Raw genomic sequence first — 15,551 nt, forward strand, 5'->3', positions numbered from 1 at the left:
CCTACAGCCGCGGGTCCACCGGCTCCGACTCCAGCGCCAGCACCCCGAACACCGCCTCGTGCACCCGCCACAGCGGCTCGCCCCCGGCCAGCCGGTCCAGGGCCTCCAGGCCGAGCGCGTACTCCCGCAGCGCCAGCGAGCGCTTGTGGTTCAGGGACCGCGAGCGCAGGCGGGCCAGGTTCTCCGGCCGGGTGTACTCGGGACCGTAGATGATCCGCAGGTACTCGCGGCCCCGGCACTTGACGCCGGGCTGCACCAGGCGGCCCTGAGGGGTGCGGACCAGCGCGCCGAGCGGCTTGACGACCATGCCCTCGCCGCCGCGGCCGGTCATCTCCAGCCACCAGTCGACGCCCGCCCGGACCGACTCGGGGTCGGCGGTGTCGACGTACAGGCGGCGGGTGGTCCGCAGCAGTCCGGTGCCGTCGTGCTCGACGAGCCGGTCGATCAGGGCGAGCTGCTCGTCGTGCGGCACGGACGCCATGCTCCGGCCCTGTGCGGCGAGGATCTGGAACGGCGCCAGGCGCACGCCGTCCAGGCCGTCGGTCGTCCAGCAGTAGCGGCGGTACGCCTCGGTGAACGCGGCGGCGTCACCGGCCCGTTCGCGCTGGCGCGCGAGCAGCTCCGTCACCTCCACGCCCCGCGCGGCGGCGCCCTCCAGGGCGGCCAGCGCGCCCGGGAAGACCGCGCGGGAGGCGGCGCCCACGGCGGCGTACTGCCGGCGCAGCAGCCCGGACGCCTTCAGCGACCAGGGCATCAGCTCGGCGTCGAGCAGCAGCCAGTCGGTCTCCAGGGTGTCCCACAGGCCCGCCTCGCCGATCGCCGTGCGCACCCGGCCGAGGATCTCCTCGGTGACGGAGGCGTCGTCGAAGAACGGCCGTCCGGTGCGCGTGTACAGCGAGCCGGTCGCCGCGCCCTCGACGCCGAACCGCCGGCGCGCGGCCTGCGCGTCCCGGCACACCAGGACCACCGCCCGCGACCCCATGTGCTTCTCCTCGCACACGACCCGCGCGACGCCGTCCTCCCGGTACTGGGCGAAGGCCTCCGCCGGGTGCTCCAGGTAGCCGTCCACGCGGCTGGTGGCGGTCGGCGCCATGGTCGGCGGGAGGTACGGCAGCAGCCGCGGGTCCACCGCGAAGCGGCTCATGACCTCCAGGGCCGCCGCCGCGTTCTCCTCGCGCAGCGAGACGCGGCCGTGGTGCCCGGTCTCGACGACCCGCCGGCCGTGCACGTCCGCCAGGTCCAGCGGCCGGCCCTCGTGCCCGCCGGGCGCCTCGGTGCGCAGCGGCCGGGCCGGCTCGTACCAGACCCGCTCGGCCGGTACGTCGACCAGTTCCCGTTCCGGCCAGCGCAGCGCGGTGAGCTTGCCGCCGAAGACGGCGCCGGTGTCCAGGCAGATGGTGTTGTTGAGCCAGGTGGCCTCCGGGACGGGCGTGTGCCCGTAGACGACCGCCGCCCGGCCCCGGTAGTCCTCCGCCCACGGGTAGCGCACCGGCAGGCCGAACTCGTCGGTCTCGCCGGTGGTGTCGCCGTACAGGGCGTGCGAGCGGACCCGGCCGGAGGTGCGGCCGTGGTACTTCTCGGGCAGCCCGGCGTGGCAGACGACCAGCCAGCCGCCGTCCAGGACGTAGTGGCTGACGAGGCCGTCGAGGAACGCCCGCACCTCGGCGACGAACTCCTCGCTCTCGCCCGCCATCTGCTCGATGGTCTCGGCGAGGCCGTGGGTGTGCTGGACCTTGCGGCCCTTGAGGTGGCGGCCGTACTTGTTCTCGTGGTTGCCGGGCACGCACAGCGCGTTGCCGGACTTCACCATGGCCATCACGCGGCGCAGCACGCCCGGGCTGTCGGGGCCGCGGTCGACCAGGTCGCCGACGAAGACGGCGGTGCGGCCCTGCGGGTGGACGCCGTCGGCGTAGCCCAGCTTGCCGAGCAGGGCCTCCAGTTCGGCGGAGCAGCCGTGGACGTCGCCGATGATGTCGAAGGGGCCGGTGAGGTGGGTCAGGTCGTTGAACCGCTTCTCGGTGACGACGGTGGCGTGCTCGACCTCCTCGACGCCGCGCAGCACGTGGACCTTGCGGAAGCCCTCGCGCTCCAGGTGCCGCAGGGAGCGGCGCAGTTCGCGGGTGTGGCGCTGGATGACGCGGCGCGGCATGTCGGCGCGGTCGGTGCGGGCCGCGTTGCGCTCGGCGCACACCTCCTCGGGCACGTCGAGCACGATGGCGACGGGCAGCACGTCGTGCCGCTTGGCCAGGTCGATCAGCTGGCGGCGGGCCTCCGGCTGGACGTTGGTGGCGTCGACGACCGTGCGGCGGCCGGCGGCCAGGCGCTTGCCCGCTATGTAGTGCAGGACGTCGAAGGCGTCCTTGGAGGCGCTCTGGTCGTTCTCGTCGTCGGCGACGAGCCCGCGGCAGAAGTCGGAGGAGATGACCTCGGTGGGCTTGAAGTGCCGGCGGGCGAAGGTGGACTTGCCGGAGCCGGAGGCGCCGACGAGGACGACGAGGGAGAGGTCGGTGACGGGCAGGGTCCGCCCCTGGGTCCGGGTCATGCCGCCGTCTCCTTCCGGGTCGTCGTCCCGTCGCCGTCCAGCCGGAACACGGCCATCTGGGTGGGCGGGCCCACCTCGGGGTCGTCCGGCCCGACGGGCTCGAACCGGACGTCGTAGCCGTGCCGTTCGGCCACCGTGCGCGCCCAGGCGCGGAACTCCTCGCGGGTCCACTCGAAGCGGTGGTCCGCGTGCCGGACGTGCCCGGCCGGCAGGGTCTCCCAGCGCACGTTGTACTCGACGTTGGGGGTGGTCACCAGGACCGTGCGGGGGCGGGCCGAGCCGAAGACGGCGTACTCCAGCGCGGGCAGCCGGGGCAGGTCGAGGTGCTCGATCACCTCGCTGAGCACGGCCGCGTCGTACCCCTTGAGCCGGGTGTCGGTGTACGCCAGCGAACTCTGGAACAGCTTCACGCGGGACGCCTGCCGCTCCCCCATGCGGTCCGTCTTCAGCCGCCGGGAGGCGATGGTGAGCGCCCGCACCGACACGTCGGTGCCGACGACCTCGGTGAAGGACGCGTCCTCGAGCAGCGCCTGCACCAGCTGGCCCTGGCCGCAGCCGAGGTCGAGGACGCGGGCGGCGCCGGACTCCTTCAGCGCCGCGACGATCGCCTGGCGCCGCAGCACGGCGAGCGGGGTCGGCTTCTCCTCGGTCTCGCTCTCCGCCTCGACCGCGTTGTCGATCTCCTCGACCTCGCTGTCGTCGGCCTCCGCCAGCCGCACCAGCTCCAGGCGTTCCCGCGCCTGCCGGGTCAGCGACCAGCGGCGGGCCAGGTAACGGCTGGTGATCAGCGCCTGCTCGGGGTGGGCGGGCAGCCAGCCCTCGCCGGCGCGCAGCAGCTTGTCGACCTCGTCGGAGGAGACCCAGTAGTGCTTGGCGTCGTCGAGGACCGGCAGCAGGACGTAGAGGTGGCGCAGGGCCCGGGCGAGGGTGAGCGCCGAGGACTCCAGGACCAGGCGCACGTACCGGGAGTCGCCCCACTCGGGGAACCGTTCGTCCAGCGCCACGGGTTCGGCGGTGACGGTCCAGCCGAGCGGCTCGAACAGGCGCCGGACGAGGCCGGGGCCGCCGCGGGCCGGCAGCGCGGGCACCTCGATCCGCAGCGGCCGGGCCTGCTCCGGCAGGTCCGGCCGGGCCTGGCACACGCCCCGCATCGCGCTGGAGAAGACGCCGCTGAGCGCCACGGCGAGCAGTGAGGAGGCCGCGTAGGGGCGGTCGTTGACGTACTGGGCGAGCGCCGCGTCGGGTGCGCCGCCGCGGTCCTTGCCCCTGCCGCGCCTGACCAGGGCCACCGCGTCCACCTCCAGCAGCAGCGCCGCCGTGCAGCGCCCGGCGTCCGCCTCGGGGTAGAGGACGTGGGCCGTGCCGTAGGAGGTGGAGAACGCCTGCGCCTTGTCGGGGTGCTTGTGCAGCAGGAAGCCGAGGTCGGTCGCCGGGCGCCCTGGGGTGCCGGTGGTGCTGATGGTCAGGAACACGGTGGGTCGGCCTTCGAAAGAGGGTCTGAGCTGCGCAGGCGCGCGCCCCGTACACCGTACAGAGCGGGTTCGGCGGCCACCCGGGAATTTCCGCCGCCGCCCGCACCGGCCGCCGCGGGCCCTCGCCGCCCGGTTGTCGGTGCCCTCTGCCAGGATCCGGCCATGGATCTCACGGATGTTCTCGCCGGACTCGACGACCGGCCCTGGGCCGGGTTGCAGCACGCGTACGGCGGTGCCGAGGACGTGCCCGACGGGCTGCGGGCGCTGGCCGCCGGCGACCCGGAGGCGGCACGGCAGGCGCTCGACGACCTCTACGGCAGCATCTGGCACCAGGGCACGGTGTACCCGGCCACGGCGGAGGCGGTGCCGTTCCTGGCGCGGCTCGCGGCGGCCGGCCACCGCAGCGCCGAGGTGCTGGTCCTGCTCGGCTGCATCGCCGAGAGCGACGACGCGCACGGTCTCGCGCCGGACGCCTGCCGCGCCGCGGTCGCCGCGCACCTGCCCCTGCTCCTGCCCTTGCTGGACGCCGGGGAACCCGAAGTGCGGCAGGCCGCGGCCTGGGTGGCGGGCCACACCGCCGCGCCGGGGCGGGCCAGGCCCGCGCTGCTGCGGCGGTGGGCCGTCGAGGAGGCGCCCGTGGTCCGGGCGGAGCTGCTGGCCGCGCTGGTCCGGCTGGATCCGGCCGCGAGCACGGACGCGGCGACGGCTGCCCTGGACCCGGCCGCCCCGGCCGAGCTGCGGATCGCCGGGGTGCTGGCCTGCCTGGACACGGGTCTGCCGTGGGACGCCGCGCAGCACGACACGGTGCTGTCGCTGCTCCCGGCCGACGGCCTGGTCGCCGGGCGGTTCGAGGAGACCCGGAGCGAACCGCTGCGGGCCGTGGTCGACGCCCTGCTGCGCCGGGACACCGGCGAGGCGCGCGAGGCCGCGTTCGGGCTGCTGGAGGCGGCCCTGGCGCTCGCGGACCCGGGGGCCCGCGCGGAGGCGGTGCGGGCCGCGGACCACGCCTGCATGGTCTCGCGGTCCGCCCCCGGGCGGCTGCTGCCCCGGCTGGTGCCCCTCCTCGACGACCCCGGCTCCGGACCGGACGTGCTGAGGCTGCTGACCAAGTCCGCCGGCACGGTGACGGGCCCGGTGGCCGAGGCGGCGGCCGGCGCGCTCGCCCGTCTCGCCGCCGGCGGCGGGGACCTGGCGGACCGCGCGCTCGCCGCGCTGGTGACCGTGGCGCCCGGGCCGGCGGCGCGGCTGCTCGCCGCCGACCTGCCCCGGCGCCCGCGGGCCCTCGCCGCCGCGGCCGGCACCCGGGGCTTCGGCAGGGCGGGCGGGGTGGTGCTGCCGTACGCGCCCGAGCTCCTCGACGCGGTGCGCCGGCGCCTCGCGGACCCGGACGCGCAGGGCAACGAACCGATCCACCTGGCCCTGCTGCTCGGTGCGTGGGGGGCGCGGGCCGGCGCGGCCGTGCCCGAGCTGCTGGCCGCGCTGCCCCGCGTCCCGCTCGCCGGACCCCGGGCGCTGGCGGCCGTCTGCCCGGCCGACGGCGCGCTCCGCGAGGCCGTCGAGGCCGGGCTGCGCGAGGCGGCGGACCAGGGGCCGGAGGAGGGCAGGCTCGCCGCCGCGCACGCCCTGTACGGGCTGACCGGCGACCCGGCCCCGCTGCACGCCGCGATCCTCGCCGGTCTCGCGGGCCGCGGCGGGCGGGAGGCCGCCCGGCACGCGGCCGGGCTGGGCGCGGACGCGGCCGGGCTGGTGCCGCGGCTGCGGGCCGCGCTCGGCGACGCGGCGCCGGGCCGCTCCCTGCCGCAACTGGACACCGACGTGGCCCTGGCCGAGGCGCTGTGGCGGATCACCGGGGAGACGGCGGAGGCCGTGAAGGTCGTCGAGGGGGTGCTCGCCGAGGCCGGCCGGCCGTGGTTCACCTGGACGGGGGTCCGGGCCGCGCGGCTGGCGGCCCGGCTCGGCGACGCCGCGCGGCCGCTGCGCCCGGCACTGGAGCGGATGCTCGGCACGCCGCTGCACGCGCCGGCCGCCGCGCTGGCGCTGCTGGCGACCGGCGCCGGGGAGGAACGGCGGCGGACGCTGGCCGACGCGGTGCTGGACGCGGCGGAGCGGAACGCCGACCCGGACTCCGCGTGGGAGGCGCTGACGGCCCTGGGCCCGGGGGCCCTCACCGCCGGGCAGCTGGACCGGCTGGCCGCCCTGGCCGACCGCGACGCGCGGGTGGTGCGCTCCGGGCTGGAGGACGAGATCATCGGCGCCGACGAGCGGCTGCGCGCCCGGGCCCGGGCCACGCTGTCGGCACTCCGCGGACCGCGCCCCGGGACACGCGGTCCCGGGGCGCGGTGAGGGGCCGTCCTACGACAGCTGCGACTGGACCTGGGAGGAGATCAGCTCCAGGTGGTCCAGGTCGTCGAGGTCGAGGACCTGGAGGTAGATGCGCCGGGAGCCGATCTCGGCGTAGCGGCCGATCTTGTCGACGACCTCGGCCGGGGAGCCGGCCAGGCCGTTGAGCTTCAGCTCGTCGACCTCGCGGCCGATGGCGGCGGCGCGGCGGGCGACCTCCTGGTCGTCCTTGCCGACGCAGACCACGAGGGCGTTGGAGTAGATGAGGGTGCCGGGGTCGCGGCCGGCCTCCCGGGCGGCGGCGCGCACCCGGCCGAACTGGCGCTCGCTGTCCTCGACCGAGGCGAAGGGGATGTTGAACTCGTCGGCGTAGCGGGCGGCCAGCCGCGGGGTGCGGGTGGCGCCGTGGCCGCCGATGAGCACGGGGACCCTGGCCTGCGCGGGCTTGGGCAGCGCGGGCGATCCGGTCAGGTCGTAGTAGGTGCCGTGGAAGTCGAAGGTCTTGCCGACCTCCGTGGCCCACAGGCCGGTCACGATCTCCAGCTGTTCTTCGAGGCGGGCGAACTTCTCCTTCGGGAACGGGATGCCGTACGCCTTGTGCTCCTCCTCGAACCAGCCGGCGCCCAGGCCCAGTTCGACGCGGCCGCCGGACATCTGGTCGACCTGCGCGACCTGGATGGCGAGGACGCCGGGCAGCCGGAAGGTGCCGGCGGTCATCAGCGTGCCGAGCCGGATGCGCCGGGTCTCGCGGGCGAGGCCGGCGAGGGTGATCCAGGCGTCGGTGGGACCGGGCAGGCCGTCCACGGAACCCATGCGCAGGTAGTGGTCGGAGCGGAAGAAGGCGTCGAAGCCGAGGTCCTCGGTGGCCTTGGCCACGGTGAGCAGCGTGTCGTAGGTGGCCCCCTGCTGGGGCTCGGTGAAGATGCGGAGATCCATGGCTCCATCCTGCACGCTCGGGCGCCGGGCGCCTCCGCGGGTCCCCCGGCCCGCGCGGTGCACGGTCGGGTGAATTCCGTCCGCCGTACGGGTGGTGCGTGACCGGTCCCCGTGGTGATCGTTGGCTCGGGCGGAGCCGGACCTCCCGGCACCCGCGCCGGCCCGTGACCGCCGGGGCGTCACCGCGCCGGCCCTCCCCGGGGGGCCGGAGGCCGAGGAGGCCGTCATGTCCGAAGAGACCGTGCCGCAGCAGGGCGGGGGCGGGCAGCCGAAGGGGCTGCTCCAGCAGATGGAGGAACTGATGGCCGCGCTGAACGCCGACCTGTCCGCCCTGGACGCGGATCTCCAGGCGTCGGGGGCGGCGGGGCGCGGAGCGGGCGGCGAGGAAGAAGTGCGCTGAGGGCGCGGGGCGCGGGCGCGGGGCCGGGGTCCCCGCGGGCCCGCGCGCGAGCCCGCCGCCACGGAAGACCCCGCACGCCCCGCCGCTGTCCCGTGTCCCGCCGCTATCCCGCTTCCCTCTCCGGCAGGGCCTGCTCCCGGTCCGCCAGTCTGCGCAGCATCTGCAGGACGCGGTCGCGGGACTCGTCCGCCGCGTCGATGGCCTCCACGCACTGCCAGTACGTGCCCTCGTCGTCCGCCGCGCAGGCCAGGCCGACGAGCGCGATACTGACCTCCCCCAGCAGGCCGCCCAGGCACAGCAGGGCCTGGCGGGCGTCGCCCAACTCCGTGAGCCGGGCGGCGCGCAGCTCGGCCAGGTCGATCTCCGGCGCGTCCAGCACCCCGCAGCCGCGGCCCGCCAACTCGGTCAATCCCAGTGCCTCGCCCCGCAGTTCGGGCGGGCCCGAGACCGCGAGGCGGCTGCCGATGGCCTGTGCGAGGGCTTGTGCCTGCCGCACCTCGGTCAGGGTCCCGGGCGCGTCGCCGCTCGCGGCCAGGGCCCGCCTGCTCGTCACGATGAGCCGCACCGCGTCCATGCGCTGCCCCCGTCCGTCTCGACGCGCTCTGTCACGCGTCCGCCCGAACTCCCTTGCCCGTCCACTACCCAGAGTGAAGGGCGTTGAGACGAAAAGCCAGAGGAAGACCGAAATCTGTGGACAACAATTCGGAATCAGCCCATTTTTCGACTACGGAGAGTGAGGGCGGAATGTTCGCCTCCTCAGGGTGCCGGGAACCTGCGCTCGTTGCGGTCGATCTTCGCGTCCAGGGCCGCGAGCGGATCGACCCCCAGCACCCCGCACAGTTGCAGGAGATAGGCGAGGACGTCGGCGACCTCGTCCGTCACCCGGTGCGCGGTGTCCGGGTCGTCCATGACCCGGGCCGACTCCTCCGGCGTCAACCACTGGAAGATCTCGACGAGTTCGGAGGCCTCCACGCTGAGGGCCGTCGCGAGGTTCTTCGGGGTGTGGTACGGCTGCCAGTTGCGCGCGGCGGCGAACTCGGCGAGCCGGCGCTGGAGCGCCGCCAGGTCGAGCCGCTCGCCCCGGGGCCGGGGTCGTTCGTCCTGAGGATCAGTCACGGTCCAGGTCTACCACCGTGACCCCGTCCGCCCCGGCGGCCCAGGACGCGTCGCTCACGGCGCCGACCAGCCGGATGTGCCCCCGCGCGCACATCCGCGCCGCCAGCCCGAGCAGTTCGGCGCGCTGCCGGGCGTCCAGGCCCCGGTCGAAGCCGTCGGCGAGGACGGTCAGGGTCTGGAGCGCGGCGGGCACCTCGCAGGGCGCGTCGACCTCCAGCACGCCGGGGCCGGTGAGCAGCACCAGCGCGAGCGCCACGTACCGCAACTCCCCGTCGCCCAGCCGCCCCAGACCGGTGCGAACGCCGTCGCCGCGGTCGAGCAGCGCGCCGACCGTGCCGTCGGCGCGCGTCTCGGCGAGCACGTCCGCGACCGGCCCGGCGCAGCCGGCGCGCACGGCCGCCACGAAGTGCGCGTGCCGCCGCCCGCACTCGGTCCGGGTGCGCCTGAGCACGTCGGCGAGGTTGTCGCAGCCGCCGAGCAGCCGCCCGGAGCCGGCCGGCACGGGCCCGCGCATGCGGTCGGGCCGCGGGTCGCAGGCGAACACCGACCGCAGGGCCACCACCATCTGCTCGGCGGCGGCGAGCACCCGGCGCTGCCCGGGCGTCTTGCCGGCCACCCGCAGCGGCAGCAGCGCGGTGCCGAGCCGGTCGTCGGGCAGCGGGGCGCGGGTCACCGGTGTCGACCCGGCGGTGTGCCAGGCGGCCTGGACGGTGCGCCGCCCGGGGTCGCGCAGGGCCGTCTCCAGCAGGACGAGGCCGCCCGCGGTCAGCCGCTCGCCCACCACGCGCAGGTCCGGTTCGGCCTGGACGGCGACGTCGAGCCGGACCGGCCCCTCGGGCCCGTCGGCCGTGCAGCCGATGCGGAAGCCGCGGCGCCGCTGGGCGTCGGGCCGGGCCCGCTCCGGCACGCAGGCCGCGGGGTCGGGGAACACCTCGCCGAGCTCGGCACCGCCGCCGAGCCGGGCGAGCGCCTCGTAGGCCCGCAGCGCACCGGTCTTGCCGCTGCCGCTGGGCCCGGCCAGCAGGGTGAGCGGGCCGAGCGGGAGGACGGCCCGCCGGTGCCCGGCGAAGGCGGACAGCCGCAGCTCGGTGAGCCGCGGCCGGTCCGGGTGCGTGCCGGCGTCCGCCGGTCCGGCGGGGAGGGGCCGCGGACGGCCGGCGGCAGTGGGGGCGGGCGGTGACGGGGGATGCCGCCGGCGGGCCGGTGCGGGGGGCGGGCCGGGGGGTGGTGCGGAGGGTGGCGCGGGGGTGGTGGCGCGGACGGGTTCGGCCGAAGGCTGCCGCCGGTCGCCCGCCGCGGACCGCGCCCCAGAGGGCGGTGCGGGAGCGGCGGCAGAAACGGGCGGCGCCGAAAGCTCCCGCCGGTCGCCCTCTTCGGACCGCGACCCGGAGGGCGGTGCGGGAACGACGGTGGAAACGGGCGGCGTCGAAAGCTGCCGCCGGTCGGGTGGTGCGGAAGGCGGCGGTCCGGAGGGCAGGGCGCGAACAGCGGCGGCGGCAGGCGGCGCCGGAGGATCCAGCCGGCCGGAAGCCGCGAAAGGCGCCCCGGACGACTGCCCGGAGAGCCCTGCGGGAACGGCGGCAGGAACGGGCGGCGCCGAAGGCTGCCGCCGGTCGCCCGCCGCGGAGAGCGACCCGGAGGGCGGTGCGGGAACGACGGTGGAAACGGGCGGCGTCGAAAGCTGTCGCCGGCCGGGTGGTGCGGAAGGCGGTCCTGAGGACAGGGCGCGAGCAGCGGCGGCGGCAGGCGGCGCCGGAGGATCCAGCCGGCCGGCAGCCGCGAAAGGCGCCCCGGACGACTGCCCGGAGGGCGGTGCGGGAACGGCGGCGGGAACGGGCGGCGCCGAGAGCTGTCGTCGGCCGGGGGGTGCGGAGGGCGGTCCGGTCGGCGGGGCGGCCGTCGTGGTGGTGGGGGGTTCGGTCATGTCCGGACGGTAGGGCCCCGCCCGGGGGCGGAACCGTTCCGCCTGGGCGGCCTTCCTACGATCGGGCGACCGGGCGCCGGACGCTTGTCACACTCCGGGGACCCCGGCCGACTCCATGAGGCCCGTCACCTCGGTCCCGGCGGGCGTCAGCAGGAACACGTTGCGGTCGACGCGGTGCATCCCGCTGGCCAGCCCGAAGACCACCCCCGTGCTGAAGTCCAGCACCCGCTTGGCGACCTCGCTCTCCGCGCTGGTCAGATCGAGCAGCACCGGCACGCCCGACATCAGCGTCTCGGCGACTTCGCGGGCGTCGGCGAACACGTTCACCCGCAGGACGACGAAGCGGCGCCGCGCCTCGGTCGCCGCCTCGGGCAGGGCCCGGTGGCCGACGGCGGACGGCCAGGCGTCCCGGCCCCGAAGCGGCACGACCTGGGCGAGCCCCTCCCACTGTTCGTCGGTGACATCGTGGCTGTTCACCGGCATGCTCCGTCCTGGCTCGCACTGGCTGTCTGCATCGGGCAATTGTTGCGCAAGGTCACCCGTTCGGCCGAATACGACACGCTCCGCCATGTCGGTGCACCTCACACCGGCCCGGAGGCGGCTGTGTGACGGGCGTAACCCCTCATGATCAAGCCACGTGACAGCGGCGTAACGGACGATTCGTACCGTCGGTGCATGACCACGACCCCCCGGCCCCCGCAGGAGACACGGCAGGTGCGCACCGTCTGCTCGTACTGCGGTGTGGGCTGCGGCATCGTGCTGGACGTCGGCAGGGGGCCGGACGGCCGCCGCACGGTCCTGAAGGCCTCCGGCGACAAGGCGCACCCGGCGAACGCGGGACGGCTGTGCACCAAGGGCGCGACCACCGCCGAGCTGCTGGCCGCGCCCGGCCGGCTGACCACCGCGCTGGTGCGCGACGACCGGGGCGACGAGCCGGTGCCCGCACCGGTGGCCGACGCGATCGCCGCGACCGCGCGGCGGCTGCGGGCGATCGTCGACGAGCACGGGCCGGACGCCGTCTCCTTCTACGTCTCCGGGCAGATGAGCCTGGAGGCCCAGTACCTGGCGAACAAGCTGGCCAAGGGGTTCGTGCGGACGAACCAGATCGAGTCGAACTCGCGGCTGTGCATGGCCAGCGCGGGCACGGGCTACAAGCTGTCGCTGGGTGCGGACGGGCCGCCCGGGTCGTACGAGGACTTCGACCGGGCGGACGCCTTCCTGGTGATCGGCTCGAACATGGCCGACTGCCACCCGATCCTGTACCTGCGGATGATGGAGCGGGTGAAGGCCGGCGCCAGGCTGATCGTCGTCGACCCGCGCCGCACCGCCACCGCCGCCAAGGCCGACCTGTTCCTGCAGATCAGGCCCGGGACCGACCTGGCCCTGCTGAACGGCCTGCTCCACCTGCTGCACGCGGACGGGCACACCGACCCCGCCTTCGTCGCCGCGCACACCGAGGGCTGGGAGGCGATGCCGGACTTCCTCGCCGACTACCCGCCGGCGGCGGTCGCCGAGCTCACCGGGCTCGCCGAGGACGACGTCCGGGAGGCGGCCCGGCTGATCGGCGCGGCGGGCCGGCAGTGGATGAGCTGCTGGACGATGGGCCTGAACCAGTCCACGCACGGCACCTGGAACACCAACGCCCTGGTCAACCTGCACCTCGCCACGGGCGCGATCTGCCGCCCGGGCGCCGGGCCGTTCTCCCTGACCGGCCAGCCCAACGCCATGGGCGGGCGCGAGATGGGTTACATGGGCCCCGGGCTGCCCGGGCAGCGGTCCGTGCTCGTGGCCGAGGACCGGGCGTTCGTCGAGGACCTGTGGGAGCTGCCGCCGGGCACCCTGCGCGCCGACGGGGTCGGCAAGGGCACGGTCGAGATGTTCCGGAAGATGGCCGACGGGGAGATCAGGGCCTGCTGGATCATCTGCACCAACCCGGTCGCGTCCGTCGCCAACCGCCGGACGGTCATCGAGGGGCTGGAGGCCGCCGAGTTCGTCGTCACGCAGGACGTCTTCGCCGACACGGAGACGAACGCGTACGCCGACGTCGTGCTGCCGGGCGCCCTGTGGACCGAGGCGGAGGGCGTCTTCGTCAACAGCGAGCGCAACCTCACGCTGACCCGGGCCGCCGTCGACCCGCCCGGCGAGGCGACGGCCGACTGGCGGATCATCGCCGAGGTCGCGTGCGCGATGGGGTACGAGAAGGGCTTCTCGTACGACAGCGCCGAGCAGGTCTTCGAGGAGATCCGGCGGGCCTGGAACCCGGTGACCGGCTGGGACCTGCGCGGGGTGACGTACGGGCGGCTGCGCGAGACGCCCGTGCAGTGGCCGGCCGCGCGGGAGGACGGGCCGGAGCGCAACCCCGTGCGGTACGCGGGCGAGGACGGGCTGCGGTTCCCGACCGCGTCCGGGCGGGCCGTGTTCTTCGCGCGGCCCCACCTGCCCGCCGCCGAGATGCCGGACGACGACTACCCGTTCGTGCTCAACACCGGCCGGGTGCAGCACCAGTGGCACACGCTGACCAAGACGGGCCGGGTCGCGAAGCTGAACAAGCTGAACCCCGGGCCGTTCGTGGAGGTGCACCCCGAGGACGCGGCCGCGCTCGGCGTCGCGGAGGGCGACGCGGTGGAGGTCGCGTCGCGGCGCGGCCGGGCGGTGCTGCCGGCGGTGGTGACGGACCGGGTGCGGCCGGGGTCCTGCTTCGCGCCGTTCCACTGGAACGACCTGTTCGGCGAGTACCTGAGCATCAACGCGGTGACCAGCGACGCGGTGGACCCGGTGTCGTTCCAGCCGGAGTTCAAGGTGTGCGCGGTGTCGCTGGCGAAGGTGGCGTCGCCGGGCGGGGCGCCGCCCGGACCCGCCGGGGCCGCCGCGCCGCTCGCCCCGACGGCCGTCACCCCGGCCGGCGCCGGCCCCTTCGGGCTCGACCCCTCCCCTCCCCCGGTGCTGTCCGCGCGGGAGCGCCGGTACCTCACCGGCTTCCTGGCCGGCCTCGGCTCGGGCGCCCCCGGCGTGCCCGTCCTCCCGCCGGACGCGCCCTTCGCCCCCGAGCACGCCCTGTGGGTCAACGGCGTCCTGGCCGGGATGTACTCGCGCGCGGCGTCCCCGGCCGCTCCCGCGGCCGAACCGGCCGGGCGTGAGGTCCTCGTGCTGTGGGCCTCGCAGACCGGCAACGCCGAGGAGTTCGCCGTCGCCGCGGCGGAGCGGCTGGGCGCGGCCGGGCACCGGGCCTCCCTGGTCGGCATGGACCGGGCCGACGTCGGGACGCTCGCCCGCAGCGCGGACCTGCTCTTCATCACCAGCACGTTCGGGGACGGCGACGCGCCCGACAACGGCGCCGGCTTCTGGGACGCGCTCGCCGCCGAGCAGGCCCCGCGGCTGGACGGGGTGCGCTACGCGGTGCTCGCCCTCGGGGACTCCTCGTACGACGACTTCTGCGGGCACGGGCGGCGGCTGGACGCGCGGCTCGGCGAGCTGGGCGCGGTGCGGCTGGCGCCGCGCGCGGACTGCGAGCCGGACTACGAGCCCTCGGCGGGCGCCTGGCTGGACCAGGTGCTCACCGCGCTGGGCGGCCGGGACGCCGCGCCCGCCGCGCGGCCGCGGGCGACGTCCCGGCCCGCCCCCGCCGCCGCCCGGCTCGTCGGCAACCGGCTGCTGAGCGGGCCCGGCGCGGGCAAGGAGGTCCGGCGGTTCACCTTCGACACGAGCGGCACGGACCTGACGTACGAGGCCGGGGACGCGCTCGGCGTGCGGCCGGTCAACTCCGCGGCGCTGGTGGAGGAGTGGCTCGCGGTGACCGGTGTGGACGCCGGCACGGCGGTGGAGGTCGGCGGTGTCGGCGAGGTGCCCTTCGCGGAGGCCCTGCGCCGGCACCTCGACATCACCCGCGTCACGGCGGACCTGCTGCGCTTCGTCGCCGAACACGCCGGGGGCGACCACGAGTTGCGCAGGCTGCTGCGGCCCGACAACAAGGACGGCCTGGCCCGCTGGAGCTGGGGCCGGCAGGCCGTGGACGTGGTCGCCGAGTACGGGGTGCGGGCGAGCGCCGGGGAGTGGGCCGGGGTGCTGAAGAAGCTCCAGCCGCGGCTGTACTCCATCTCGTCCAGCCCGCTGGTCGACCCGCACCGGGTGTCGCTGACCGTCTCCGTGGTGCGCTGGGACAACCTGCACGGCCGGCCGCGCGGCGGGGTCTGCTCGCCCTTCCTCGCGGACGCCGGGCCGGACACCGAGGTGCCGGTCTTCGTGCAGCGCTCGCCGCACTTCCGGCCGCCGGCCGACCCGGCGACGCCGATGATCATGGTGGGTCCCGGTACCGGGATCGCCCCCTTCGTCGGGTTCCTCCAGGAGCGGCGGGCGCTCGGGCACCGCGCCCCGAACTGGCTGTTCTTCGGCGAGCAGCACCGCGCCACCGACTTCTACTACGAGGACGACCTGTCGGAGCTGCTGGCGGAGGGCGCCCTCACCCGTCTGGACACCGCGTTCTCACGGGACCAGCGCACCAAGGTGTACGTGCAGGACCGGATGCGCGAGCACGGGCCGGAACTGTGGCACTGGCTCCGCGACGGAGCGCGCTTCTACGTCTGCGGCGACGCCTCCCGCATGGCCAAGGACGTGGACCGGGCCCTGCGGGACATCGCCGTCGCGCACGGCGGCATGAGCGAGGCCGAGGCCGTCGCGTACGTGAAGCAGCTGGCGGCGGAGAAGCGGTACGTGCGCGACGTGTACTGACCGGGCGGGGGCGCCCGGTCCGCCGGCAGCAGGGCGGCGCTCGGTACGAACGCCATGTCCCGCGGCAGCAGTCGTACCCACCGGTGTGACGCCCCC

At 75.9% G+C, this 15,551-nt stretch carries 10 protein-coding genes; 3 read left to right on the forward strand and 7 right to left on the reverse strand.

What is annotated here, in order from left to right:
• Position 1: 1 nt before the first annotated feature.
• Positions 2-2,542, reverse strand: a complete 2,541-nt coding sequence (locus ACIF8T_RS15155; RefSeq protein WP_400035042.1) for a polynucleotide kinase-phosphatase — start codon at positions 2,540-2,542, stop codon at positions 2-4.
• Positions 2,539-4,014 (reverse strand): 3' terminal RNA ribose 2'-O-methyltransferase Hen1, encoded by a 1,476-nt coding sequence (locus tag ACIF8T_RS15160; RefSeq protein ID WP_400035044.1) that lies wholly within the window; start codon positions 4,012-4,014, stop codon positions 2,539-2,541. Before ACIF8T_RS15160 ends, ACIF8T_RS15155 begins: the two co-directional genes overlap by 4 nt.
• A 162-nt stretch (positions 4,015-4,176) precedes the next feature.
• On the opposite strand from ACIF8T_RS15160, the gene ACIF8T_RS15165 reads away from it, so the two are divergent.
• Complete coding sequence (locus ACIF8T_RS15165) at positions 4,177-6,357, forward strand: hypothetical protein (RefSeq protein WP_400035046.1); 2,181 nt, start codon at positions 4,177-4,179, stop codon at positions 6,355-6,357.
• Between the two features lie 9 nt (positions 6,358-6,366).
• On the opposite strand, the gene ACIF8T_RS15170 is transcribed toward ACIF8T_RS15165, so the two are convergent.
• Complete coding sequence (locus ACIF8T_RS15170; protein WP_400035048.1) at positions 6,367-7,290, reverse strand: LLM class F420-dependent oxidoreductase; 924 nt, start codon at positions 7,288-7,290, stop codon at positions 6,367-6,369.
• 226 nt (positions 7,291-7,516) lie between these two features.
• On the opposite strand from ACIF8T_RS15170, the gene ACIF8T_RS15175 reads away from it, so the two are divergent.
• Entirely contained in the window at positions 7,517-7,690 is a 174-nt protein-coding gene (locus ACIF8T_RS15175; protein WP_400035050.1) for a hypothetical protein, read from the forward strand.
• A gap of 103 nt (positions 7,691-7,793) precedes the next feature.
• Here ACIF8T_RS15175 and ACIF8T_RS15180 read toward each other — a convergent pair whose 3' ends face one another.
• From ACIF8T_RS15180 to ACIF8T_RS15195, 4 genes are all read right to left on the reverse strand, one after another.
• The gene (locus ACIF8T_RS15180) at positions 7,794-8,264 is read right to left on the reverse strand and encodes a DUF6099 family protein (RefSeq protein WP_400035052.1); all 471 of its coding nucleotides are present in this window, start codon (positions 8,262-8,264) and stop codon (positions 7,794-7,796) included.
• A gap of 182 nt (positions 8,265-8,446) precedes the next feature.
• Positions 8,447-8,806, reverse strand: coding sequence for a nucleotide pyrophosphohydrolase (locus ACIF8T_RS15185; protein WP_400035054.1), 360 nt, complete (start codon positions 8,804-8,806; stop codon positions 8,447-8,449).
• Complete coding sequence (locus tag ACIF8T_RS15190; RefSeq protein WP_400035334.1) at positions 8,799-10,283, reverse strand: ATP-binding protein; 1,485 nt, start codon at positions 10,281-10,283, stop codon at positions 8,799-8,801. Before ACIF8T_RS15190 ends, ACIF8T_RS15185 begins: the two co-directional genes overlap by 8 nt.
• 534 nt (positions 10,284-10,817) lie before the next feature.
• Positions 10,818-11,213, reverse strand: a complete 396-nt coding sequence (locus ACIF8T_RS15195; protein ID WP_400035056.1) for a cell division protein SepF — start codon at positions 11,211-11,213, stop codon at positions 10,818-10,820.
• Between the two features lie 192 nt (positions 11,214-11,405).
• Between ACIF8T_RS15195 and ACIF8T_RS15200 the strand changes: the two genes are divergently transcribed.
• Entirely contained in the window at positions 11,406-15,455 is a 4,050-nt protein-coding gene (locus ACIF8T_RS15200) for a molybdopterin-dependent oxidoreductase (RefSeq protein ID WP_400035057.1), read from the forward strand.
• Positions 15,456-15,551: the final 96 nt, after the last annotated feature.

The organism is Streptomyces sp. NPDC085946 (assembly GCF_044540485.1).
Taxonomy (GTDB): Bacteria; Actinomycetota; Actinomycetes; order Streptomycetales; family Streptomycetaceae; genus Streptomyces.